Genomic DNA, 22,195 nt, shown 5'->3' with positions numbered 1-22,195 from the left:
AGGGTGGGGTGCCGGACGAGGAGGGGTGCGTTGTCACGGAAAGAGCCGGTGGAGGCGCCGGTACGGTCCGAACCGAGGGATCCGCGGGTGGCCGGGGGCGCCCGGCAGGCGCTGGTCTCGCTGCGCACCAGTCCGGGATTCCGTCTTCTGTGGGTCTCCAATCTGTTCTTCTACGGCGGCGCGTGGACCCAGACGCTCGTGATGGGCTGGCTCGTCTTCGACACCACCGGCTCCGAGTTCCTGCTCGCCGTGTTCACCGCCGTACGGCTCGCCCCCATGCTCCTCGGCCCCTTCGCCGGAGTGCTCTGCGACCGCTACGACCGGGTCCGGCTGCTCATGATCGCCTGTCTGTGGGCGCTGGGTGCGGTCGTCGTGGTGGCGACCACGGCGGCGTTCGGCCAGGTGTCGTACGGGGCTTTGGTCGCCGGGGGCCTGGCCATCGGGCTGGCACAGTCCCCGTCGCAGCCGCCGCGCGCCTCGCTCGTCCTCGACCTCGTCGGACGGGAGAACCTGAGCAACGCCAACGCGCTGAACGCGCTGGCGATGAACATGACGCAGGTCATCGGACCCGCGGTCGGCGGAGCGATGATCAGTGCGTTCGGCGCGCCCGCCGCCCTGTGGATCTCCACCACCTGGTACGTGGTGTCACTCGCGGCGCTGTGGCCGCTGCGCGGGGTGGGGCACCGGACACCGGGCCGCCCGGAGCCCGTGCTGAAGATGCTCACCAGCGGATTCCGTACGGTCCTGACCAGCCGGCTCACCTCGGCCGTACTGCTCGTGACCCTCGCCGCCAACGTCCTGCTGTGGCCCGTCCACCAGGCGTTCATGCCGGTGTTCGCCAAGGAGGTTCTCGGGCTCGACGCCGCGGGCCTGGGATGGTTGCTGACCTGCGGGGGCCTGGGCGGTCTCGCCGGATCGCTGGTCATAGCCATGCTCGGCGACTTCAAGTTCAAGGGCGGACTGTTCGTGATCGGCACCGCCGCATGGGGCGCCCTGTGGTCACTGTTCGCACTGTCCCGGACGGTCCCGCTCTCGTTCGCGCTGATGGCGTGCATCGGACTGATGAGCGCCTCGTTCGGGGTGCTCCAGACCACTCTGCTGCTGATGACCACCGAGCCGGAGGTGCGGGGGCGCGCCCTCGGCCTTCAGGAACTCGCCATCGGCGTCATGCCGTTCGCCTCGCTGGGGCTCGGCGTGGCGGCTGAGTCGGTGGGGGTCGGGGCCACCGCGTTCCTCAGCGGAATCCTGCTGGTCGTGCTGTTGCTGACGCTCGCGGTCCGGGTGCCCCGACTGCTCAGGTACAGCGGAGTGCAGCTGCCGTAGCGCGTCTCGGGCCCGCGGGGGCCGCACCGGCCGCCGGTGTACGGGTTCGGCCGCGGCGCAGTGTGCCCGCCGCGGCCGGACCCGCCCTCGACGACCGGGATCAGACCCGGAGTTCGCCGTCCTGGACCACCACTTGCCCACCGGCGACCACCAGTTGCCGACGCGGCGAGCGGACCAGGGCGTCCTGGACGTTCTCGGCGTCCAGCAGCACGATGTCCGCCCTCGCCCCCGCGACGATGTCGTGGGTGTCGCGGTGCACGAAGCCCGCCGCACGCGTGGAGGCCAGCTCCACCGCGTAGGCCAGCTCCTCGTCGGTGCGCAGGCCGTGCAGCCGGGCGAAGTTGAGCGCGACGCGAAGGATGTCGCCGTCACCGTACGGCGACCACAGGTCCCGGATCCCGTCGGTCCCGAGGCCGATCCCGACACCGCGGTCCCGCATCCCGCGCCAGGGCAGCGGCGCGCTGCGGACCGGGGCCACGGTCGCCCAGGAGACACCGGCCTCCCCGCAGGCTTCGAGCACTCGCTGCCGGCGGTCCGCCACGAGCTCGCCCAGGGCGAAGCCGTGCGAGACGGTCACCCTGCCCCGCATCCCCAGGCTCAGGGTGCGCTGGGCGATGAGCTCGATCTGGAAGGCGCCGAGCTCGCCCCCGTCGTGCAGATGGATGTCGAGCCCGACACCGCGTCGCTCCGCGATGCCGAAGAGGCCGTCGAGCTGTGCGACCGGGTCGCGGTCGATCGACGCCGGGTCGAGGCCGCCGATGGCGGTCGCCCCCGCCTCGGCCGCCTTGTCGAGGAGGTCCAGCACGCCGGGACGGCGCATCACGCCGTCCTGCGGGAACGCGACGATCTCCACCTCGATCGCGCCGCCGAACCCGGCGACCGCCTCACGGACCACCTCGATCCCGCGCAGACCGACGCCGAGGTCGACGTCCACATGGCTGCGCACCGCCGTCGTGCCGTGCCGGAGGAACTCGCGCAGCACGGCGGTGGTCGAGGACGTGCTCGGGATACCGAGTCCGTCACGCTCCGCGCGTTCGTGGGAGATGCGCCCCTGGGTCGTGGCCTCACCGCCGTAGGAGACCCACGGCTGCCCCCACCAGCTCTTGTCGAGATGGGCGTGCGCGTTGATGAAGCCGGGCAGGGCGAGGAGACCGCCGCCGTCGAGGCGATCACCCTCGCCGGCCGCCGTCCCGGCGGGCACTACGGACAGGATCTCGGCGCCGGACAGCACGATGTCCACGGGCGCTGCACCCCAGGGCCGGACGTTCGTCAGTATCACATGAGCCATGCAGTGACGGTATACCAAATGGGTGAAGTGTCAGCCGGCCGGTCGACGGGGGCCGGCGCCGCGGCGGCCCGCGAACGCGAGCGGCAGTGTGGCCAGGGAGAGCGCGGCCATGGCCATGAGCGCCACGGAGAAGGAGGTCCCCGTCGCCAGGTATCCGACGAGGAGGGCGCCCACTCCGGTACCGGCGTCGAACCCGACGTTCCACACGGCGCTCGCGATCCCGCTGGACCGGTTGTCGACGGCGGCGAAGGCGTCGACCAGGGTCAGGTTCTGCAGCCCGCCGTAGCTGACCCCGACCAGGGCCGTCCCGGCCAGCAGCGGGACCAGGTCCGTCGTCCCCTCAGTGGCCACCGCCCAGGCCGTCAGGGTGAGTCCCACCGCCGTGACGACCACCAGTGGCCAGCGGAACGGCCGCGTCCCGTACCGATCGGCCAGCGCCCCGAACCGCCAGCGGGAGAGGGCGGCCGTCCCTGTCAGGAGCAGCAGTCCACCCAGGGTCGCGGTGGGGTCGTCGCTCATCTGCGGGGCGAAGGTGATCAGGGCGCCACCCGCCGTGGTGACCCCGAGCAGGAGCAGCATCGGCCGCAGCAGCGGAAGGTACGTGGCCCATTTGTCCCGCCCGGCGTCCTGGTGGGGTATCTCGGGCCCGGCCGGCCGGGCGTCCAGCCGGCGGGCCAGCCGGAGCGCGGGAACCACGCCGAGCAGCGGCAGCGCGCCGACGGCGAACACGACCCCGAAGCCGAGGTTCTGCGCGGCCCACGGCGCCGTCGACACCAGGATGAACTGCGGCCCGGCGATCGCCAGACCGTACGCACCGATCGCCTGCCCGCGCCGCGCGGGCTCGACGAGTTCGGCCACGGCACCGGCGCCGCAGACCGTGAGCACCCCGAACCCGAGCCCGCGCACCGCGGCGAGGGCGAGCACCACGCCGAGCTGCGCGGACAGCAGGTGCAGCAGCGAGGGAACGCCGAGCAGGACCATCCCGCAGACCAGCGTGGTGCGCCAGCCGAGACGTCGTATCGCCGTCGGAACCAGGGACTGGGCGAACACGGTGCAGAGCATCAGGACGGCGTTGACCGAACCGGCGCCGGCGGCATCGGCCCCACCGTGCACGGCCCAGAGCGGCGCGGTCGGCAGCAGCACCGCGAACCCCGAGAAGCCCGTCGCCGTCAGGAGCAGCAGCGCGGGCATGCCCGGTGCGTTCCGGACCGTTTCCCGCGCGGCGCTCTTCGCCGGAGCGTTCCTCACTGGCTCGTTCCTCCGTGGCGCCGTCGGCGGACCGGCTGTCGCGGCCGGCCGGCATGCGAAGGAGGGCCGCAACGGGGCCGCCCACCGTGACGTAAATGGTATACCGAATGCGGCTCGACTGTTAGCCTGGTGCCATGAGCACAGTGAACGAGCCGCAGTCTGTCACAGAGGGGGACCGCGAGTTCCTCCGCCGTTGCGTAGACCTGGCGCGCGATGCGCTCACGGCCGGCGACGAGCCGTTCGGCTCGCTCCTCGTGGACGAGCACGGCACGGTCCGCTTCGAGGACCGCAACCGGGTCCGGGGCGGCGACGCGACCCGGCACCCGGAGTTCGAGATCGCGCGCTGGGCGGCCGAGAACCTGTCCCCGCAGGAACGGCGCACCAGCGTCGTCTACACCTCCGGCGAACACTGCCCGATGTGCAGCGCGGCCCACGCCTGGGTGGGCCTGGGCCGCATCGTGTACGCGTCGGGCTGCGACCAACTCGTCGCGTGGCGCCGTAGTTGGGGCTTCGACGCGGGGCCGGTCGCGGCCCTGCCCATCAACGCCGTCGCTCCCGGCATCCCGGTGGCGGGACCCGATCCGGCGCTCGCCGAAGAGGTCCGCGCGCTGCACGCCCGGATGCTGGGCGTGGCCACCGACGGCTGAGGGCTTCCCCGCCTGCCCCGCGTCAGGGGCGGGCTTCCTCAGGAGCGCGCGTCGTCGGCCCGGTCCTCGCGGGCCGCGTTCTTCTCCTTGATCCGCACCGCTTCCTTGCGGACCTCGGCCTGGGTGGTGCGCTCCTGCCGGAGCCAGTCGGGGGCTTCCTTCTTCAGCGTCTCGATCTGCTCCGTCGTGAGGGCCTCGGTGACTCCGCCACGGGCGAGCCCGGAGATCGAGACACCGAGCTTCGCGGCGACCACCGGCCGGGGGTGCGGGCCGTTGCGTCGCAGTTCCTGCAGCCACTCGGGCGGATCGGCCTGCAGTGCGTTCAGCTCGGTGCGCGAGACGACACCCTCCTGGAACTCGGCGGGGGTGGCCTCTAGGTACACACCCAGCTTCTTTGCCGCGGTCGCGGGCTTCATCGTCTGGGCGGTCTTGTGCGACGTCATACGGACAAGGGTATCGAGCATGTGCGCCACCTCTGACCAGGGCCGGTAACCTGGCGGAGTGACAAGCTCGGAAGAAACCCCTTCGTTCCGGCTCGCGTACGTCCCGGGGGTGACACCCGGAAAGTGGGTGCGGATCTGGAACGAGCGGCTGCCCGGCGTCCCGCTGACCCTCGTGGGGGTGTCGGCCGCCGAGGCGTCCGACGCGTTGCGCGGGCGGGCGGCCGACGCCGGCCTCGTACGGCTGCCGATCGACCGGACGGCCCTCAGCGCCATCCCGCTCTACGCCGAGACGACCGTGGTCGTGATCCCGAAGGACCACATCATGGCGGCCGTCGAAGAGGTCCCGGCCGCTGACCTGGCCGACGACATCGTGCTGCACCCCCTCGACGACGTCCTCGACTGGGAGGACCGCCCGGGGCGGCCGGCCAACGAGCGTCCCGCCACCACGGCGGACGCCGTCGAGCTGGTGGCCGCGGGAGTCGGGCTGCTCGTCGTACCGCAGTCCCTCGCCCGCCTCCACCACCGCAAGGACCTCACGTACCGGCCGGTGCCGGACGCCCCCGAGTCGCGCGTCGCGCTGTCGTGGCTGGAGGACGAGACCACCGACCTGGTCGAGGAGTTCATCGGCATCGTCCGCGGCCGCACCGTCAACAGCACGCGGGGCCGCCCCAAGCCACCGGCCGAGCCGAAGGCCGGGCGCGCCGAGAAGGGCGGTGCCCGGCGCAAGCCCGCAGCGGGCGGCTCGGCCGGCAGATCGGGCGGGAAGCCGGGCGGGAAGGCCGGTGGCAAGAACCCGCGGAGCGGTTCGGCCGGGGCCAAGGCCGCCAAGCGCGGCAAACCCCGCCGCCGCTCCTGAGGCGTGCCCCGGCCTGCTCGTTCCGCCCCTTTGCCCCGTGCGCGGGCGAGAGCGTTCGCCGCGCGGACCGGGCCCGGCTCAGCGCCTGCGCCGCACCTTCGGTTCCGGTACGAGACGCACGACACCGTTGAGCAGGTGGTCGACCACGTCGTGCGAGGGCTTGTCGGTGAGATTGGTGAGCAGCCGGGCCAGGGTGTTGAGCAGGAACGGCGACCCCATGACATAGCGGTTGAGGACCGGCTGGAAACCGGAGCGGCTGAAGATCAGATCGGCCGCCGTGTTGCCGAGGCGGTAGTAGCGCCCCCAGCGGCGGTTCATCTCGACCGGGTAGCCGTGCAGCACCTGCTCGCGCCTCGGCCCCCGGGGCAGGGCGAGGGCCAGGGTCGCCGTCTCGGCGGCGACCTCACCGGCCTCCATGGCCTGGCCGATCCCCTCGCCGTTCCAGGGGCTGATCATGCCTCCGGAGTCGCCGACGAGCAGGAGCCCGCGGGTGTAGAGGGGATGGCGGTTGAAGCCCAGCGGAAGGGCGGCGCTGCGCACCGGGCCCTCCGCGTTCTCCTCGCGCAGTCCCCAGGCCTCGGGGGTACGGGCCAGCCACTCGTCCAGCGTGGCGCGCAGGTCCGCCTTCCCGTGCCTGCGGTGCGGCAGCGCGCCGAGGCCGACGTTGACCCGGCCGTCGCCCATGGGGAAGATCCAGCCGTACCCGGGCAGATAGTGATCGCTCCCCGGGAACCGGAGATCGGCCCACAGCTCCAGATACTCCTCCGCGGAGCGCTCGGGGCTGCGGTAGTAGCGGCGGGCGGCCGTCGCGATCTGCCGGTTCCTGTCCCGCTGGAGCCCCATGGCGAGGGCGAGACGGGCGGAGGCGCCGTCGGCGGCGATCACGATCGGCGCGTGGAAGGCCAGTGACTCCTTCGCCGCGGTCGTCGCGGAGACGCCGGTGATGCGGCCGGCCCGGTCGGTCAGCGGCTCGGTCACCTTCACACCGCTGTGCAGCCGCGCTCCGGCGGCGACGGCGTGCCGGGCGAGGATGTCGTCGAAGTCGTGCCGGCTGCGCGAGAGACCGAAGTCCGGGTAACGGCCCAGCGCGGGCCAGTCGATGTGCACCTGATGCTCCCCGGCCACCCAGCGCATGCCGCGCGAACGGGTCCAGCCCGGAGCCTTGATGTCGACGCCCATCCTGATGAGCTGGTGCACCGCACGGGGCGTCAGACCGTCCCCGCACACCTTCTCGCGGGGGAAGTGCGACTTCTCCAGCAGCAGGACATCGACGCCCGCCCTGGCGAGGTGGAAGGCCGCCGCGGATCCCGCGGGCCCCGCCCCCACCACGATCACCTGGGCCTCCTCGTCCGGGCCGTGGCCGGACCGGGCGTTGGACCCGGACCGCTCTGGCGTCGTTTCCCGCATCGGGAACCCCTTCCTGGAGCCGGTGCCGTACCGGGGACGGCAGTCATCCGCTTCATCATCGATCAAGGACGGCCGGTGTGTGACCCGGTCCGGAAATCCGGCACCCTGATGATGGAATCCCAGGACGCGGACCACCCGGAACCATGGCAACTCGCCCCTGCCGACAGGCCGCTCGGTCGGTCGGCTGCCCGGCTGCCCGGCGAGGGGAACACCTCTGACGGGGCGTCGCCCGGCGACCGGGCCGGGGCCGGCCGGGACGCACACGCGGAACCACGGGGCCCGGAAACGCGTTTCCCAGGAGACGAGTGGCGCGGACCGCCCGACTCCGGGCGGCGGGGCGTACCGGGGCGGGAAGGGGCGGCATGTCGCGCGGATGGAAGATCACAGTCCTTGTGCTGGGGGCGGCCGGAATCGTCTCCACGCCGCTGATCTGGTTGCTGGACGGCCCCGACACCGGACAACTGGTCGGGGCCTCCGTCCAGGCCGCCGTGGCCGTCGCCGCCCTGGTCTGGGCGTTGTTCCAACGCCCGGAGGGTCGTACGGACGACACAGCGGTGAGAACCGGTCGGGCCCGTGCCACCCGCGGAGGAACGGCAGTCACCGGCATCGGACGCCGTCAGGGCCGGGGCAACGGCTCCGCGCGGGTCTCGGGATCCGGCGACAGCGTTGCCGACGGTGAAGGCAGCAGCGCGAACAGCGGCATCGACTACACCTGACCGGCCCGGGGCGACCCGGGGCGATTGAAGGGACGATGGGCGAGTGAACGGCGAAGGCAAGCGCTCACAAGGCCGCGGGGACGCTGCCGGCGTACACGTGGAAGTGACCGGTACGGGCGATGCCGCGGCCGCGTCGGGCGCCGCGGCGATCACTGGCTACCGTGGCCCGGCCCCCGACGACGACGGCGCCCCCGCCGCTCCCGTCCGGGTCTCCCGGACCGGGAACGCCACCGGGTCGACAGGGGCATTCGTCAACACCGGCTACGTCGGACATGTGACGTTGCAACGGGCGCCCCGAGAGCCCGCCCCCTGGCCCCATCAGGTCGGTGTGATCCCTCCCCGGGCGCACTGCTTCCAGCACCGCGCCGAGGCGGACCGGCTGCGGGCGGTGGTCGACGACGGCGGCACCGCGGTATTGTGCCAGGTGCTGACCGGGATGGGCGGGGTGGGCAAGACTCAGCTCGCCGCCGACTACGCGCACACCGCCTGGGGCGACGGCAGTCTCGACGTGCTGGTCTGGGTCACCGCGGCCTCCCGCTCGGCCGTGGTGACCGCGTATGCGCAGGCGGGCGTCGAGCTGTGCGGAGCGGACCCCGAGGATCCGGACCGGGCGGTCCGCGCCTTCCTCGCCTGGCTCACCCCCAAGGCCGGCCGGAATCCGTGCCGGTGGCTCGTCGTCCTCGACGACCTGGCCGACCCCGGCGATCTGACCGCCGACCCGGACGATCCCGACGACGGATGCAGTCTGTGGCCACCCGCCGGCCCGCACGGCCGCACCCTGGTCACCACCCGTCGTCGCGACGCCGCCCTCACCGGCAACGGTCGCCGCCCGGTGGAGGTCGGCCTGTTCACCCCGGCCGAAGCCGTTGCCTACCTCGACACGTCGCTGGCCGCGCACGGCCGGCAGGGCCCCGCCGGTCCGCTCACCGCTCTGGCCGCGGACCTCGGCCACCTTGCCCTGGCCCTGGCTCAGGCCGCCGCCTACATCATCGACGCCGCCATCCCTGTCGACTGCGCCCCGTGTCCCCACGAGGAGGGGGAGTGCCCCAGCTACCGCGCCCTGCTTGCCGATCGCGCCACGGCGCTCGCCGACCTCGCCCCCGACGTGCTGCCCGACGCACAGGGGGTGGCGCTCGCCGCGGCCTGGTCCCTGTCCGTGGAGCGCGCCGACCGGCTGCGCCCGGTCGGCCTGGCCCGGCCCATGCTCCAGTTGGCCGCCCTGCTCGACGCCAACGGCATCCCCCAGGCAGTACTGACCAGCGAGCCCGCCCGTGCCCACCTGGCGACACAGCGGACCGCGACGGGCCGGCAGTCCGCCGAGGCACCGGCCACCGTCTCACTCCGGGACGCGGCACAGGCACTGCGCGCCCTGAACCGGCTCAGCCTCATCGACCACGATCCGGGCACACCCCACCAGGCCGTTCGCATCCACCGGCTCGTGCAACGCGCGACCCGCGACACCCTCACCCGCGAGCTGAGGGACCAGTGCGCCGGAAGAGCCGCCGACGCGCTCATGACCGCCTGGCCGGAAGTCGACCGTGATCCCGGGTTCGCCGCCGTCCTGCGTGCAAATGCCGGAGCTCTCGTCCGGCACAGCGAGGGGGCGTTGTTCCGGCCCGAGGCCCATCCTGTCCTTGACAGAGTTGGCACCAGCCTGGGCGAAGCGGGTCAGGCCGGCGCCGCCACCGCCCATTTTCAGCAGATGGCCGAGGCTGCCACCCGCCACCAGGGACCGGATCACCCCAGCACTCTCCAGGCCCGCTTCGTCGGTGCACGCTGGTTGGGGGAAATGGGGGACACGGCCGGCGCGACGGACGCGTACGAGCGGTTGCTGGCCGACCGCATCCGTGTGCTGGGCCCCACCCACCCGGACACCCTGCTCACCCACCAGAATCTGGCCTACGCGTGGGGAGAAGCAGGGGACGCGCCGCGCGCGGTGGCTGCGTACGAGCAGATTCTTCCCGTGATGCTGCGGTTGCTGGGCCCTGATCATCCCGAAACCTTCGTCACCCGCCAGGAACTCGCCCTCTGGCGCGGGGAGACGGGAGATGTGACCCGCGCCCTGCACGAATGCGAGCTGATCCTGCAGGATCAGCTGCGGGTGCTGGGCCCCGACGCGCCCCGTACTCTCGCCACAAGGTTCGACCTCGCTCGCTGGTTGGGAGGTTCCGGGGACGCGGTTGGTGCGGCAGAGGCGTACGAGCAGCTGGTGGCCGACCGGGAACGCGTGCTGGGCCCCCTCCATGTCGACACCCTCACCACCCGCAGCCAGCTCGCTCTCTGGCGGGGGAGGTCCGGGGACGGGGCCGGCGCGGTGGCCGAGTACGAGCAGCTGCTCCCCGAGATGCTGCGGGCACTGGGCACCGACCATCCCATCGCTCTCAACACCCTCCACCACTTCGCCAATGCGCTGGGACGGCACGGAGACGCGGCCGGTGCGGTGCGCGTGTTCGAGCAGCTGGTCGTCGACTGCACACGTGTGCTGGGCCCCTACCACGCCGACACCTTCAACAGCCGCAGAGGCGTGGCCGCCTGGCGGGGCGCGTCCGGGGACTGGGCCGGAGCGGTGGATGCCTGCGAGGAGCTACTGGACGACGACGCGGAGCAGTTGGGCCCCGACCACCCGGATTCCCTGTTCAACCGCTACTTCCTCGCCTTTGCGCGGGCGGCATCGGGCGACGCGGCCGGCGCCGCGGCGGGCCTGGCACACGTCTGTGTCGACATGCGGAGGTGGCTCGGCCCCGGCCACCCCTACACCCTGCACGCCCTGCACAGCTTCGTCGCCCTGCTGGACGGGGCGGCCGACGGGACCGGTGCGGGCGTGTCCTTCGCCGGGATACTTGCCGAGCGGGAGCAGGCATTGGGCCCCGATCATCCCCAACTTCTCATGACGTGGGGTGATCTGGCCGTGGATCTCGCGGAGGCGGGTGACCCGGCCGGTGCTGCCGTCCTCGGTGCCGAACTGCCCGAACACATGGCGAGAGCGCTGGGACCGGACCAACCGCACACCCTCATCAGCCGGCACAATCTCGCCACCTTCCGCGGCCGGGCAGGGGATCCCGCGAGCGCCGCCAGGATCCTTGTCGAACTGCTGATCGACCAGTGCCGGGTGCTCGGCCCGGATCACCCGGACACCCGCACCACCGAGTCCGAGATCACCGCATGGCTGGAAGCAGCCGGGGATCCGGCCGGTACCGCGGCCACCTGCACCGAGATGCTGGAACGGGTACGGGCGGTGGTGGGCCCCGATCATCCTCGGACACTCGGAATCCAGGGCGGCACCGCCCATCGGCAGGGCCTGGCAGGGGACATCGATGGTGCCGTCGGGGCCTATGCCGACCTGCTGCGGCGCATGCTTCGATCGGTGGGACCGGACCACCCCCACGTACAGGTCGTCCGGCACAATCTTGAGTACTGGCGGGGCCGGGCGGGTGACGGCGGCCCGGACGCCGGGTGACGACGGCACCAGCAGGTGGAAGTCCCTTCCGCTACGACTCCAGGTAGCGCAGCACCGCGAGCACCCGTCTGCTGTAGCCGGTGGCGCGCGGCAGATCCAGCTTCTCGAAGACCGAGTTGAGGTTCTTCTCGACCGAACTGAGCGAGAGGTGCAGCTGCTGCGCGATGGCCGCGTTGCTGCGGCCCTGCGCCAGCTCCTGCAGCACGGTGCGCTCGCGGGGAGTCAGCCGGGCCAACGGATCGACGTGCGTGGTCCGCACCACCAACTGCCGTACGACCTCCGCGTCGATGGACGCCCCACCGGCGTGGATCCGCTCCAGCGACTCCAGGAACTCGTCGACCTGCGCGACCCGGTCCTTGAGCAGATAGCCGACCCGTTCGGCGTTCTGGGACAGCAGCCGGACCGCGTAGTTGCGCTCCACGTGCTGGGAGAGCACCAGCACACCGACCGCTGGCCACCGCTCGCGGATCTCCAGCGCGGCCCGCAACCCCTCGTCGGTGTGGGTCGGCGGCATCCGGATGTCGACGACGACGAGGTCCGGACGGTCCGCCTCCACCGCCCGGACGAGGGAGTCGCCGTCGCCCACCGAGGCGAGGACCTCATGGCCCTCCTCGGCGAGCAGAAGGGCCAGGCCTTCCCTGAGCAGGGTCGAGTCCTCGGCGAGCATTACGCGCACGGCAACTCCGCGGTGATCGTGGTGGGGCCCCCGCAGGGGCTGTCGGTGTACAGCCGGCCGTCCAGCGCCTCCACCCGGCTGCGCAGCCCGGACAGTCCGCCGCCCAGCGGATCCGCGCCGCCGGTGCCGTTGTCCTCGACGGAGACCGAGACCCGGTCCCCGTCGCCCCGGACGCGCACGAGGACGCGGGTGGCCCCGGAATGCTTGGCCGCGTTGGTCACGGCCTCGCAGACCACGAAGTAGACGGCGGTCTCCACCGGCCGGGGCAGCGGCTGCGGCAGCGAGAACCCGATGCGCAGGGGAATGCCGCAGCGTTGGGCCACCCCGGCGAGGGCCTCTTCGAGCCCCAGGTCGTCGAGCGCCGACGGATAGACCCTCCAGGCCACCTCACGCAGTTCCGTGAGGACCTCCTGGGCGGCCTCGTGGGCCTGCTGGAGCAGCAACTCGGACTGCCCGGGCCTGCGGTTGCGGCGGGCCCGGCCCAGCAGCATCGCAAGGGCGACGAGCCGCTGCTGCACCCCGTCGTGCAGATCGCGTTCGATGCGCCTGCGTTCCGCGTCGACCGCCCGGAGCACGCCGGCCCGGCTGGCGGCCAGTTCGGCGATGCGCAGCTCCAGCAACTCCCGCTCGGAGGGCCCGAAATGCTCGCGCGCCAGCCGGGCGTCGAGCGCGTTCAGCGAGAAGACCCCTTGAAGATCGAGGAAGAGCAGGACCCCGCCGAGCAGCGCCTGGGGCAACAGCCCCTGCCAGTCGGTGGGATCCCGGACCACCCCCGCCGCCAGCAGCCCGGCGAGCACGGCCCCGTATCCGAGCAGCGCCAGCACCCCGGCGAACAGCGTTCCGGCGCAGGTGCGGGCAGCCAGATAGCGAAGGACATCCCGGTCCGGCGCGTGGTGGTCGGGAAACACATCGCCGAAGAAGACGCTGCGGCGCACCCGTTCCAGCCGGGTGAGCCCGCGAGCCCCGGCACTCAGCAGCGCCAGCGCACGCGGCCGGGTACGGGGCCACAGCGCGAACGGCAGCGACAACCCGCCCGGCACGGCGAAATACAGCAGCCCGAACACGGCGGTGCAGCAGCCGAGCAGCGTACCCGCGGCCCTGCGCGGCCATGGGCACGGGTGTGTCACCGGCGCGCCCGCCGCGTCGCGCCGCATGCCGGACGCCTCCGGCAGCCGGCCGGCCGTACCGTCCGCGAAGTCCCCCTGCACGGTTGCCGAGGCTAGCCGCGCGGCAGGGACACGGCAAGATCCTTTTGGCCGGGCGACGGGTGCGACCGGCGGCGTACGGGGCCCCGCCGCCCGGCTCACGGAACCCGGCGGTGCTGTGCCCGGCCACTGGAGCGCAGCCGTACGATCATGTATCCGGCGAGGGCCACCACGACCAGCACGAGCACGGCCTTGGACAGGATCCCGACATAGGTCTCCACCAGGTCCCAGCGGTCGCCGAGCCAGTAACCGGCCATCACCAGCACCGAGTTCCACAACAGGCTGCCCACGGCGGTCAGCGCCACGAACAGCGGCAGCGACATGCGTTCCACACCGGCCGGCACGGAGATCAGACTGCGGAAGATCGGCACCATGCGGCCCAGCAGGACGGCCTTGGTGCCGTGCCTGGCGAACCACTGCTCCGTACGCTCCAGATCGGAACCCCGCACCAGCGGAAGCCTCGCCCAGATCGCGTGCATCCGCTCGCGGCCGAAGAGCATCCCGATCCAGTACAGCGCCACCGCCCCCACCACCGAACCCAGCGTGGTCCAGAACAGCGCGGAGGCCAGAGAGATGACACCCTGCCCCGCCGCGAACCCGGTCAGCGGGAGAATGACCTCGCTGGGCAGCGGCGGAAAGAGGTTCTCCAGGGCGATGGCGAGGCCGGCCCCCGGACCTCCCATGGTGTCGACGAGGTCGGCCGCCCAGCCGGCGACACCGCCCGCGGGTTCCTGGGGGAGACCGAGAATGACGAGATCCATGAACTGACTCCTGGCCGTTGTGGTGAGGCACGAGAAGTCCGCCGCGCCTCACCGGCAACGCTAGGAACCGGCGACCGGCGCCGGTACGGGGATTGCCGCCGCACCGGATACGGTTCCTTGCACCCGCCACCCTCCGGTTTTCCGCAACCGCGGTTTCATGACGGCGAGCCGGCCGGACTCGCCGGCCGGGTCACTTCGATGCGAAGACGATCCAGACCTGGCCCGGGGCGAAGGTCATCCGCTCGCCGTCCCGCGTGGTGAAGGAGGTCACCGCATCGGCCGCCGGGCGCGACCACCGGACGTCGTACTCCTTGCCGTCGCGCAGCACCACGGCGGAGCCCGAACCCACCGTCTCGGTGTACGGGGACTTGCTGCCCCACCGGTCCTGATACAGCGACGGGCGCACCGTCACGTACTGCACCACCACATCGGCCGCGCCGAGCCGGGCCCCGTCCGCCGTACGGGCCGGGGTGCCGTCCATGGAGACGAGCCACCGGCTCCGCTCCGCCGACCAGGTGAACGAGAACCGCGCGGCCGGGTAGCGCACCGTGCGACCGGCGGCGGGCCGGCCGCCCGGCACGGCTGCCGCGAATCGCAGTCCGATGTCCTCGGCGGCGTTCACACCGGTGGTGGTGTGCGAGGCGCGCGAGGGGCGCAGATAGAGGTTGTGGGGCGCGGCGCGGTCACTGCCCCGGAAGTAGGCGTCCGGGTCCGTCTCGGGGGCCAGCGGGTTCAGCGGGGCCGCCGAGATGGCCGGAAGGAGCTTGGACTGGGCCCCGGAGAAGGCGAGCGTCGGCCGGTCGAACTGGCGGAGCAGCTCCAGGTCCGTCTCCCGGGCACTGCGCACCGGGCCGACCACGTCCGGCAGCCGGGACGAGTAGGCGGCGAGCAGCCGGCTGAGGCCGGCCTCGACCTGCTCCACGTAGACGATGTCCGCCTTGTCGAGCCCGGTCTGCGGGCGGGCGGGACCGACGTTGTCGATCTTCACGGCGAGAACACGGGCGCGCGGTCCGGCAGGCCCGGACGGCCCGGCGCTGCTCGGCGCGGAAGCCGTTCCGCCGCCCTGGCAGCCCGCCGACGCGGCGACCAGCAGTGCCAGTGCGACCGCTGACGCGGTGCCCGGCCTCCGCGTACCGAACAAGTGCATGACGGCCGCCCCTTCCGAGTCGGCCGACGCGGCGTCCGAGGCTGTGGCCGCTCGCCGCGACGGTCCCTGCCCATCATCACGCAGAAGAGCGCTCCAGGCGTTCCCAACGGACCGGGCGGACGGTGCTCGGCGACCTGGGACCGGGTGCCGGGCCCCGAGCTCAGTACGGCAGCGGGCGGCCCGACGGGGTCCTCAGATCGAGGGGCGGCGGGCGGGACGGAATCTGCGGTCGTCGGACGATCCTGATGCGGCCCATTGCCACCACCCCCCAGTCGGTTCCCGTCATATGCCCGGCACGAGACCCGTTCATGCGGCCCCCGCGTGAATCTTCCGGCCGCGCCCCGCGAACGGGCCGCAACCGTGCTGCCGCGACCGCCTCCCCGCGCGGGACCGACCACGCGGGCGGGCGGCCCTTCGCCGCCGTTTCCCTCCGGCCGGGGCTGCCCGCGTTCCCACCCGGCCGGGCCGCCCGGTGGACCGGGCCCGGGTGGTCGAGCGGCCCCTTCCGACCGGCCGTCCGGGCAAGGGAGTTGCGCGACGGAGCCGTCTTCCCGCCGCGCAGGGGACAGTGCGCCCACGCGCTCGCTATCCTTCCCGGCTATGAGCCATGAGCATGGCACGGGTGGGGAATCCGGTGGGGCTCCGAGGGGGAGTTCCGGGTGACCGAGGGCATGGGCCCGGCGCCCGATGCCCGTACCGCGGAGGCATGGCGAGACTTCGGCACCCGGCTGCGCCAGTGGCGCAGGCGCGCCGGGCTCACCCAGGCCCAGGTGGGGGCCCGCGTCGGCTACGACCACACCGCCATCAGCAAGCTGGAGCACGGCACCCGCAGGACCCCGCCGCCGCTGGCCCGCAGGCTGGACGAACTGATGACGGCCGGCGGTGCCCTGCTCGCCGCCTGCGAGGCGGCCGAGGCCGAGGGAGCGGGCCGCGTCGGCGAGGACGGCGTGGGAACGCCTCCCGCGCCGGCCCCCGCACGGCAGGTCCCGCTGCCCGGGGAACCCGCGGGCGGCACCCTGCTGGCGATGCTGCCGCCGGACACCGTCCTGCCCAGCAGGCTGCCCAGCTACGGGCTGATGTGTCCGGTGCACGGCCGGGACGGCTGCACCGTCCCGGTGCTCGCCGATGTCATCGCCCTGCACTCCGCCTTCTGCTCGCTCGGCCCGGCCGAGGCGTCGCGCCCCGCCCTGGACATCGACACGGTGCACGCCCTGACGGCGCTTCTCGCCGTCTGCCTGCGGGCCGACGAGGAGCGTGCCTGGCCCGGAGCGACCGCGGTGGTCGAGCGGACTCTGCACGCGATGCTCCGCTGGATGTCCCTGCCCGCGGCGCCCCACCGACGTCAACTCGCGCCCCTGGCGGCCGAGTACGCGCAGTGCGCCGGCTGTCTTCGACTGCTGTGGGGGCGCAACGCGACGGCGATGGCCTGGCTCGACCGCTCGCTGGTCTGGGCCCAGCTGGCCGGTCATGTCGGGACGGAGGTGGCCGCGCTCAGCGACATGAGCACCCTGGCCCGGCTGGAGGGCGACGGCCCGTCGGCACTCGCCTACGGGGGTGCGATCCGGCAGGCCGCCGCGGGCCGGTACTGGGCGGGCGCGATGAGCGATCTGTACCTGGCGCGGGGCCACGCGGTACGGGGCGACGCCCGGCAGACCCTGGCCCACATCGACCGCGCCTGGTCGCAGCTGGACCGGGTCGGCGAACAGGACGAGACGGAGGCGCCCTGGCTGTCCGTCGCCTCTGTGCGCCTGCGGGTGGAGTCCGGCGCCGCCGGGGCGCTGCGGGACCTGGCGGCGGCGACCGGGGACCGCCGGCTGGCACTGCGCGCGGTGGGCGCGGCCCGCTCCGCGCTGGGGCTGCTCCCGCCCGGCATGCATTCGGCGCGGATGCTGTTCCAGGTGCGGATGGCGGACGCCCACGCCTGCGCCCAGGACCCGCAGGCCGCGATCGCCATCGCCGGACCGGTCCTGGACACCACCGAGGTCACCGCGTCGACGCTGCTCGGGCAGGAACTCCGGGGCCTGCACGCCCGGTTGGCGGCCCGGAACGACAACCGGCCGGAGACCGACGACTTCACCCGCAGGCTGGCGGCCGTCGTCAGGTGACGCGCCGGAGGCGGGGCGTGTGTGCGCACGCCCCGCCCCGGTCGGTGAACTTCTGTGGAATCAGCTTGCGTTCAGCGTCACGTCGTCCACGACGAAGCTGGTCTGCAGATAGGCGTCCTCACTGCTGGTGAATCCGAGGGTGACCGTCTGGCCGGCGAACGCACCGACGTCGAAGGTCTTCTGGGCGTAGGAACCGGCGGCGTCCGTGTTGGAGTACGTCGCGAGCGTCTTGGTCCCCAGCTTCAGGGTGAACGTGTCGTACGCGGTCGGATCGCCCGCCGACTCGTCCGTGTCGGTCCGCAGATAGAACGACAGCTTGTACGCCGAGCAGCCCGACGGAACGGTGAGCGACTGCGAGGCGGTGTCGGAGTGCGTGGATCCCCAGCCCCCGAACCAGGCCGTGTACGCGCCCGTGTGGGCCGGCCGCTCCGAGGTCCGGTTGTTGATCACGCCGTCCGACTGGGTCCACGGGGCGACGCCGTCCTCGAATCCGCCGTTGGCGACGACCTGCTTGGCCTGGCAGGTGCTGCCGCCGCCACCGACGACGAGCGAGTACGTGGTCGTGTGGGTGGCCTTGCCGGTGCCGGTGACCGTGATGGTGTACGTGCCCGCCGCGGCCTGGGCCCCGGCGGAGACGGTCATCGTCGAGGAGGAGCCCGACTGCACGGACGCCGGGTCGAACGAGACGGTGACGCCGCTCGGCGCGCCGGAGGCCGTCAGCTTCACGGACTGCGCGGAGCCGCCGGTGGTCGCCGTGGACACCGTGGCGGTGACCGAGGCGCCCGGCTGGACATTGCCGGAGACCGGCTTCACCGAGACGGAGAAGTCGTCGTTGGGCGTGGTGGTGCCGACCGCGGTCTTCCACACGGTGTACGCGACCCCGTCGGCGCTGCGGTCGAGCGCGGTCGCGTTGATGTTGGCCGTGGTGTCGCAGGACGAGTGGTAGCAGGAGTCGTAGGAACGGCCCGCTGTGCCACCCCACTTGGCGGCCTGCGCCGAGGTCTTGGTGTCGCTGGCGCCGGTCGCGTAGCCGGAGGTGGGGATGCCGCCCTGCTGGAAGGAGTAGTCGTCGGACCGTCCCTGGCCCTCGATGTTCTCCTCCGGCGAGAGGTTCAGCGAGTCCCAGTACTCCTTCATCGGCGCCGAGGCGGCCGAGTTGAGGTTGTTGATGAAGTAGCCGCTGTTGGTCGAGGCCACCATGTCGAAGTTGTAGTACGCCTTGATGGCGCTGCGCTCGGCCGGGCCGAGCTGGCCGACGTAGTACTCGGAGCCCTGCATCCCCTGCTCCTCGCCGTTCCACCAGGCGAAGCGGACGTGTTTCGTCATGGCCGGGTTGCGCTGGGCCAGCGTGAGGGCGTTCTCCAGCAGGGTGGCCGAACCCGAACCGTTGTCGTTGATGCCGGGACCGGCCGAGACGCCGTCCAAGTGGGCGCCGAACATGATCGTCTGGTCGGACGGGCCGCCCGGCCAGTCGGCGATCAGGTTGTTGCCGCGGTAGCTGCAACTGGTGCAGGTCTGCTCGCTGACGGTGTAGCCGGCAGCCTGCAGCTTGCTCTTCACATAGGCGAGGGAGGCCGTGTAACCGGCGCTGCCGGCCCGGCGGTTGCCGCCGTTCTGGGTGGCGATGGTGTTCAGCTGCGTGAGGTGCGCCTGCACGTTGGCGACGCTGATGTCCGGTGCGCTGCCGCCCGGATTGCCGCCCCCGTCGCCGACGGTCAGGGTGTACTGCGCGGTGTGGCTCTGGGTGCCGTCACCCTTCACCGTGAAGGTGTACGCGCCGGGCGCGGCGTTCGAGGACGCCGACACGGTCATCGTCGAGGAGGCCCCGGCCTGTACCGACGACGGGCTGAAGGCCGCGGTGACACCGCTCGGCAGGCCGCTCGCCGTCAGGGCGACCGACTGCGCGCTCCCGGAGCTGACCGCGGTCCGCACCGTGGCCGTCACCGAACTGCCCGGCTTCACCGAGCCCGACGCCGGGTCCAGGGACATCGTGAAGTCGTTGTTGCCACCGGAGGTGCAGGTCGGGTCGCCGCTCTGCGCGGGGACACTGACGGCGTCCCAGGCGGCCTTGGTCCGGTCGAAGAGCACGCAGCCGGGGTCGAGGTTCTTCGCGGCGGTCAGCGTCGCCGTACGGTAGCGCTTGTACGTCATCCCGCTCGTCTTCAGCAGCATGCCGCCGTAGAAGACCTTGCCGGCGCTCTGGATGCCGACGCCGGTGACCGAGGAGCTGTTGCAGGTGGGGCTGGACGGCTTGCCGCCGCCCGGGTTCGAGCCCTCGGCCAGCAGGTAGAACCAGTGGTTGAGCGGACCGGCCGCCGCGTGCTCCTCGGTGTTGGGTATCGAGGAGCTGTAGCAGTTCGGGTCACCGATCTGGCCCGGGTTGTACATGATCCGGATCGGCCCGTTGCCGACCAGGTTGATCTTCTCGCCGACGGTGTAGTCGGGGTCGTCGTACGGCGCCGGCTCATTGGTGTACGCCTCGGTCAGGGCGCCCATGATGTCGCCGGTGGCCTCGCCGAGTCCGGACTCGTTGTTGGCGCCGCCGGGCGTGTACTGGTCGATGCCGTGGCCGAACTCATGGCCCACCACGTCGATCGCGCCGATCCACTGGTTGGCGTTGTTGTGGCCGATGGAGACCGACGAGCCGTCCCAGTAGGCGTTGACGTCGTTCAGCCCGACCTCGACCGGCCAGCTGCCGCCGTTGCCGTTGTGCCCGTTGCGGCCCAGCCAGTCCTTGAGCATGTTCCACTCGTGCTGCGCCGCCCACATGACGTCGACGCAGCCGGTCTCCTTGCTGGAGGCGTTGCCGGTGCCCCAGGAGTCGCTCGACTTGGTGAAGACACTGCCCGTGCTGTAGTCGGCGCAGCTCAGACCGGGCCGGTTGGGGTCGCGCAACGAGTAGCTGCCGCCCGAGGCGGTGGTGTCGATGGCCAGTGGTGACGGGCCGTTCCACTGGCTGTTGCCGGTGCCCGCCTTGACGTCGTCGTAGCTGTCGATCACCTTGCCGGTGCCCGCGTCGACGAAGACGTGCAGCCGGCTCGGGGCCTTGGCGGTGCGCCCGGTGAGCACCGTCTCCCACGCGAGCCGGGAGGACTTGTCCGTGGCACGGACGACGAGCCGGCGCGATTCCACCCGCTTCACCGCGCGGAGCTTCTTGCGGGCGGTGGTCTCGGCCGCCTTCGCGGAAACGGTGGGCGTGGTCGGCACGTTGATCCGCCGGGACACCGCGGACTGGGTACCGCGGACCCGGCCCTCGGAGTCGGCCACCACGACGGCGTCCCCGCCGACGACCGGCAGGCCGCGGTAGGTGCGCTGGTACGCGACGGAGTACATGCCCTTGACCCACGGGGTCACCATCTGGCGCTCGTACCGCTCCTCGGGCCCCTTCGCCAGGGTGTCGAGACCACTGGCGACCGCCCGGTCGGCGGCCGACACGGCGGCCGAGAGCGCGGAGGGGGCGGGCGGGGACGGTTCGGCGGACGCCGGCTGCCCGCCGGTGACGACCAGCATTGCGGCGAGGACGGCCAGGGTGGTCCCGGCCGTCAACGGTCTGAGTTTCATCGAGGCTCCTTGACTCGGGGGGCCTCGATCACGGGCAGCCGCGTACGATGACGCACGTGCCCCGGCCGTCGCCGGCCGCCCGTGCCCCGGTGTCCGTGATCGAGCGACCGAACACTCACACGTCGTCATGGACTCGTCAACGAACTGCGAAGGTCGCGGGGAGACTTGGCAAGTTTGGTCAAGCCGCGCTGGTGGGATCGCACAACACCGTGACGGGCGGTGCGGTCACTCCAGCCCGGAGGCCGTGAACACCGCCCGCGCGTGTCCGCGGTCGATACGGTCGGCCAGCTGCCGCAGCGCCGTCACCCCGCACCGCAGCGTCCCGCGCGCCACGCAGCCGCGCACGTCCTCGTCCAGCCGGTGCCACAGCGCCGGGTTCGCGAGGAGCACCTCGGGATCGACCTCGACCCGGTGGCCGTCGGCATCCCGGAGCACCAGCCGCTGGGCGATGCCGTCCGACCAGCGCGCCGACACGAGCCGGTCGGTGCACACGGTCCGCTCGTGCAGCAGTCCCCGTGACGAGAGCCATCCGGCACCCGCGCGGACGCGTGGCGGCACCAGGACCGCGCACAACAGGGCGGAGAGCCCCGTCCACAACAGGGCGCGCGGCCAGGTGAGATGACGGGCCGCCGCATCGACGGCCAGCAGCAGCCCGAGCAGTGCGACGGCGCAGTGGACCGCGAAGCGCAGATCCGCGGCCCAGCCGTGGTCGTGGGCGGTCGTGCCGGGAGGAGACGGCCACCGCAGGCCGATGTGGGGTCGCATGACAGCGACGCTAGACAGCCGGCCGGTCCGTACCCGCTGCGTTGACGAACCGCTGATGCCCGGCCGCGGGGTCCTGACGGGTGCTTGACGCGAGAGGCGAGGGGTGGGGGACGAGCCGGTGACGGGCTGTTCCGGGCCGGGGGCCGAACGGCCGTGCGGCCGGGCCGAGGAGAGCCCGCGCCGGGCCCGGCCCGGCGGAGTCAGTCCTCCTCCTCGTCCTCCTCCTTGTCCCCGGCCGGCGGCAGCGGTGCTGACGAGCCGGACTGTTCGGGCCCGGTGGTCGCGGTCGAGCCGGTGTCCGGGGTGTCGGCCGGACCGGAGTCGGGGGAGAACAGGGCCATCCCCAGATACACGGCCGCGATGAAGGCGACCGTACCGGCGATTGCGCTCGCCACCCTGGGCCTGCGCCGGATCGCCTCCCGGGCGCCGGTGCGCGGCCGGACGGGCGCGGTCCGCTCCGCCGGGCGCCGTCTGCGGCCGCCGGACTGCGGCAGCCGGTACGTCGCCGGGCCCTGCTCCTGGCCCTGCTCTGCGGAGCCGTACGCGGGGGAGGGCGCCGCGGTGCGGGGAAGGCCCGGGGCGGGTGCGGG

The 22,195-nt window shown here is 72.6% G+C and carries 16 protein-coding genes and 1 pseudogene; 6 read left to right on the top strand and 11 right to left on the bottom strand.

What is annotated here, in order from left to right; all coding sequences use genetic code 11:
* Positions 1 to 30 precede the first annotated feature (30 nt).
* Entirely contained in the window at positions 31 to 1,323 is a 1,293-nt protein-coding gene (locus AADR41_RS33460) for an MFS transporter (protein WP_342285524.1), read from the top strand.
* Positions 1,324 to 1,423: 100 nt separating this feature from the next.
* Here AADR41_RS33460 and AADR41_RS33455 read toward each other — a convergent pair whose 3' ends face one another.
* Both AADR41_RS33455 and AADR41_RS33450 read right to left on the bottom strand, forming a co-directional pair.
* The gene (locus AADR41_RS33455) at positions 1,424 to 2,611 is read right to left on the bottom strand and encodes an amidohydrolase (protein ID WP_342285522.1); all 1,188 of its coding nucleotides are present in this window, start codon (positions 2,609 to 2,611) and stop codon (positions 1,424 to 1,426) included.
* A gap of 30 nt (positions 2,612 to 2,641) precedes the next feature.
* A complete protein-coding gene (locus AADR41_RS33450; protein WP_342285521.1) occupies positions 2,642 to 3,859 on the bottom strand; it encodes an MFS transporter in 1,218 nt (405 codons plus the stop codon).
* 134 nt (positions 3,860 to 3,993) lie between these two features.
* Here AADR41_RS33450 and AADR41_RS33445 point away from each other — a divergent pair, with 134 nt between their 5' ends.
* Positions 3,994 to 4,506: a nucleoside deaminase gene (locus tag AADR41_RS33445; RefSeq protein ID WP_342285520.1), complete on the top strand. Its 513-nt coding sequence runs from the start codon at positions 3,994 to 3,996 to the stop codon at positions 4,504 to 4,506.
* A gap of 38 nt (positions 4,507 to 4,544) precedes the next feature.
* Here AADR41_RS33445 and AADR41_RS33440 read toward each other — a convergent pair whose 3' ends face one another.
* On the bottom strand, positions 4,545 to 4,949 hold the full coding sequence (locus tag AADR41_RS33440) for a DUF5997 family protein (protein ID WP_342285519.1): 405 nt from the start codon (positions 4,947 to 4,949) through the stop codon (positions 4,545 to 4,547).
* Positions 4,950 to 5,007: 58 nt separating this feature from the next.
* On the opposite strand from AADR41_RS33440, the gene AADR41_RS33435 reads away from it, so the two are divergent.
* Complete coding sequence (locus AADR41_RS33435) at positions 5,008 to 5,805, top strand: LysR family substrate-binding domain-containing protein (protein WP_342285516.1); 798 nt, start codon at positions 5,008 to 5,010, stop codon at positions 5,803 to 5,805.
* Positions 5,806 to 5,883: 78 nt separating this feature from the next.
* On the opposite strand, the gene AADR41_RS33430 is transcribed toward AADR41_RS33435, so the two are convergent.
* Positions 5,884 to 7,212 carry a geranylgeranyl reductase family protein gene (locus AADR41_RS33430; RefSeq protein WP_342285514.1) on the bottom strand — a complete coding sequence of 443 codons (1,329 nt, stop codon included), beginning with the start codon at positions 7,210 to 7,212 and terminating at the stop codon, positions 5,884 to 5,886.
* A gap of 362 nt (positions 7,213 to 7,574) precedes the next feature.
* On the opposite strand from AADR41_RS33430, the gene AADR41_RS33425 reads away from it, so the two are divergent.
* Both AADR41_RS33425 and AADR41_RS33420 read left to right on the top strand, forming a co-directional pair.
* Positions 7,575 to 7,928, top strand: a complete 354-nt coding sequence (locus AADR41_RS33425) for a hypothetical protein (RefSeq protein ID WP_342285513.1) — start codon at positions 7,575 to 7,577, stop codon at positions 7,926 to 7,928.
* Positions 7,929 to 7,971: 43 nt separating this feature from the next.
* Positions 7,972 to 11,385: a tetratricopeptide repeat protein gene (locus AADR41_RS33420; RefSeq protein ID WP_342285512.1), complete on the top strand. Its 3,414-nt coding sequence runs from the start codon at positions 7,972 to 7,974 to the stop codon at positions 11,383 to 11,385.
* 31 nt (positions 11,386 to 11,416) lie between these two features.
* Here AADR41_RS33420 and AADR41_RS33415 read toward each other — a convergent pair whose 3' ends face one another.
* From AADR41_RS33415 to AADR41_RS33400, 4 genes are all read right to left on the bottom strand, one after another.
* The gene (locus AADR41_RS33415) at positions 11,417 to 12,052 is read right to left on the bottom strand and encodes a response regulator transcription factor (protein ID WP_342285526.1); all 636 of its coding nucleotides are present in this window, start codon (positions 12,050 to 12,052) and stop codon (positions 11,417 to 11,419) included.
* Entirely contained in the window at positions 12,052 to 13,269 is a 1,218-nt protein-coding gene (locus AADR41_RS33410) for a sensor histidine kinase (protein WP_446751151.1), read from the bottom strand. Before AADR41_RS33410 ends, AADR41_RS33415 begins: the two co-directional genes overlap by 1 nt.
* Before the next feature lie 95 nt (positions 13,270 to 13,364).
* Positions 13,365 to 14,027 carry a DedA family protein gene (locus AADR41_RS33405; protein WP_342285511.1) on the bottom strand — a complete coding sequence of 221 codons (663 nt, stop codon included), beginning with the start codon at positions 14,025 to 14,027 and terminating at the stop codon, positions 13,365 to 13,367.
* 190 nt (positions 14,028 to 14,217) lie between these two features.
* On the bottom strand, positions 14,218 to 15,174 hold the full coding sequence (locus AADR41_RS33400; RefSeq protein ID WP_342285509.1) for a DUF3048 domain-containing protein: 957 nt from the start codon (positions 15,172 to 15,174) through the stop codon (positions 14,218 to 14,220).
* 659 nt (positions 15,175 to 15,833) lie between these two features.
* On the opposite strand from AADR41_RS33400, the gene AADR41_RS33395 reads away from it, so the two are divergent.
* Positions 15,834 to 17,279: a helix-turn-helix domain-containing protein gene (locus tag AADR41_RS33395; protein ID WP_342285508.1), complete on the top strand. Its 1,446-nt coding sequence runs from the start codon at positions 15,834 to 15,836 to the stop codon at positions 17,277 to 17,279.
* A gap of 60 nt (positions 17,280 to 17,339) precedes the next feature.
* Here the strand turns inward: AADR41_RS33395 and AADR41_RS33390 are convergent, their stop codons facing one another.
* The 3 genes and pseudogenes from AADR41_RS33390 to AADR41_RS33380 form a co-directional block, all read right to left on the bottom strand.
* Complete coding sequence (locus tag AADR41_RS33390; RefSeq protein WP_342285507.1) at positions 17,340 to 20,840, bottom strand: M28 family peptidase; 3,501 nt, start codon at positions 20,838 to 20,840, stop codon at positions 17,340 to 17,342.
* 225 nt (positions 20,841 to 21,065) lie between these two features.
* The gene (locus tag AADR41_RS33385; protein ID WP_342285505.1) at positions 21,066 to 21,605 is read right to left on the bottom strand and encodes a hypothetical protein; all 540 of its coding nucleotides are present in this window, start codon (positions 21,603 to 21,605) and stop codon (positions 21,066 to 21,068) included.
* 200 nt (positions 21,606 to 21,805) lie between these two features.
* Positions 21,806 to 22,195 (bottom strand): annotated as a pseudogene (locus AADR41_RS33380) (serine/threonine protein kinase); the annotation flags it as partial.

This window comes from Streptomyces sp. CLV115, assembly GCF_038448545.1.
GTDB classification, from domain to species: Bacteria; Actinomycetota; Actinomycetes; order Streptomycetales; family Streptomycetaceae; genus Streptomyces; species Streptomyces sanglieri.
The sequence above is the reverse complement of the archived record's forward strand: the minus strand, read 5'-3'. Positions and strand labels throughout refer to the sequence as shown.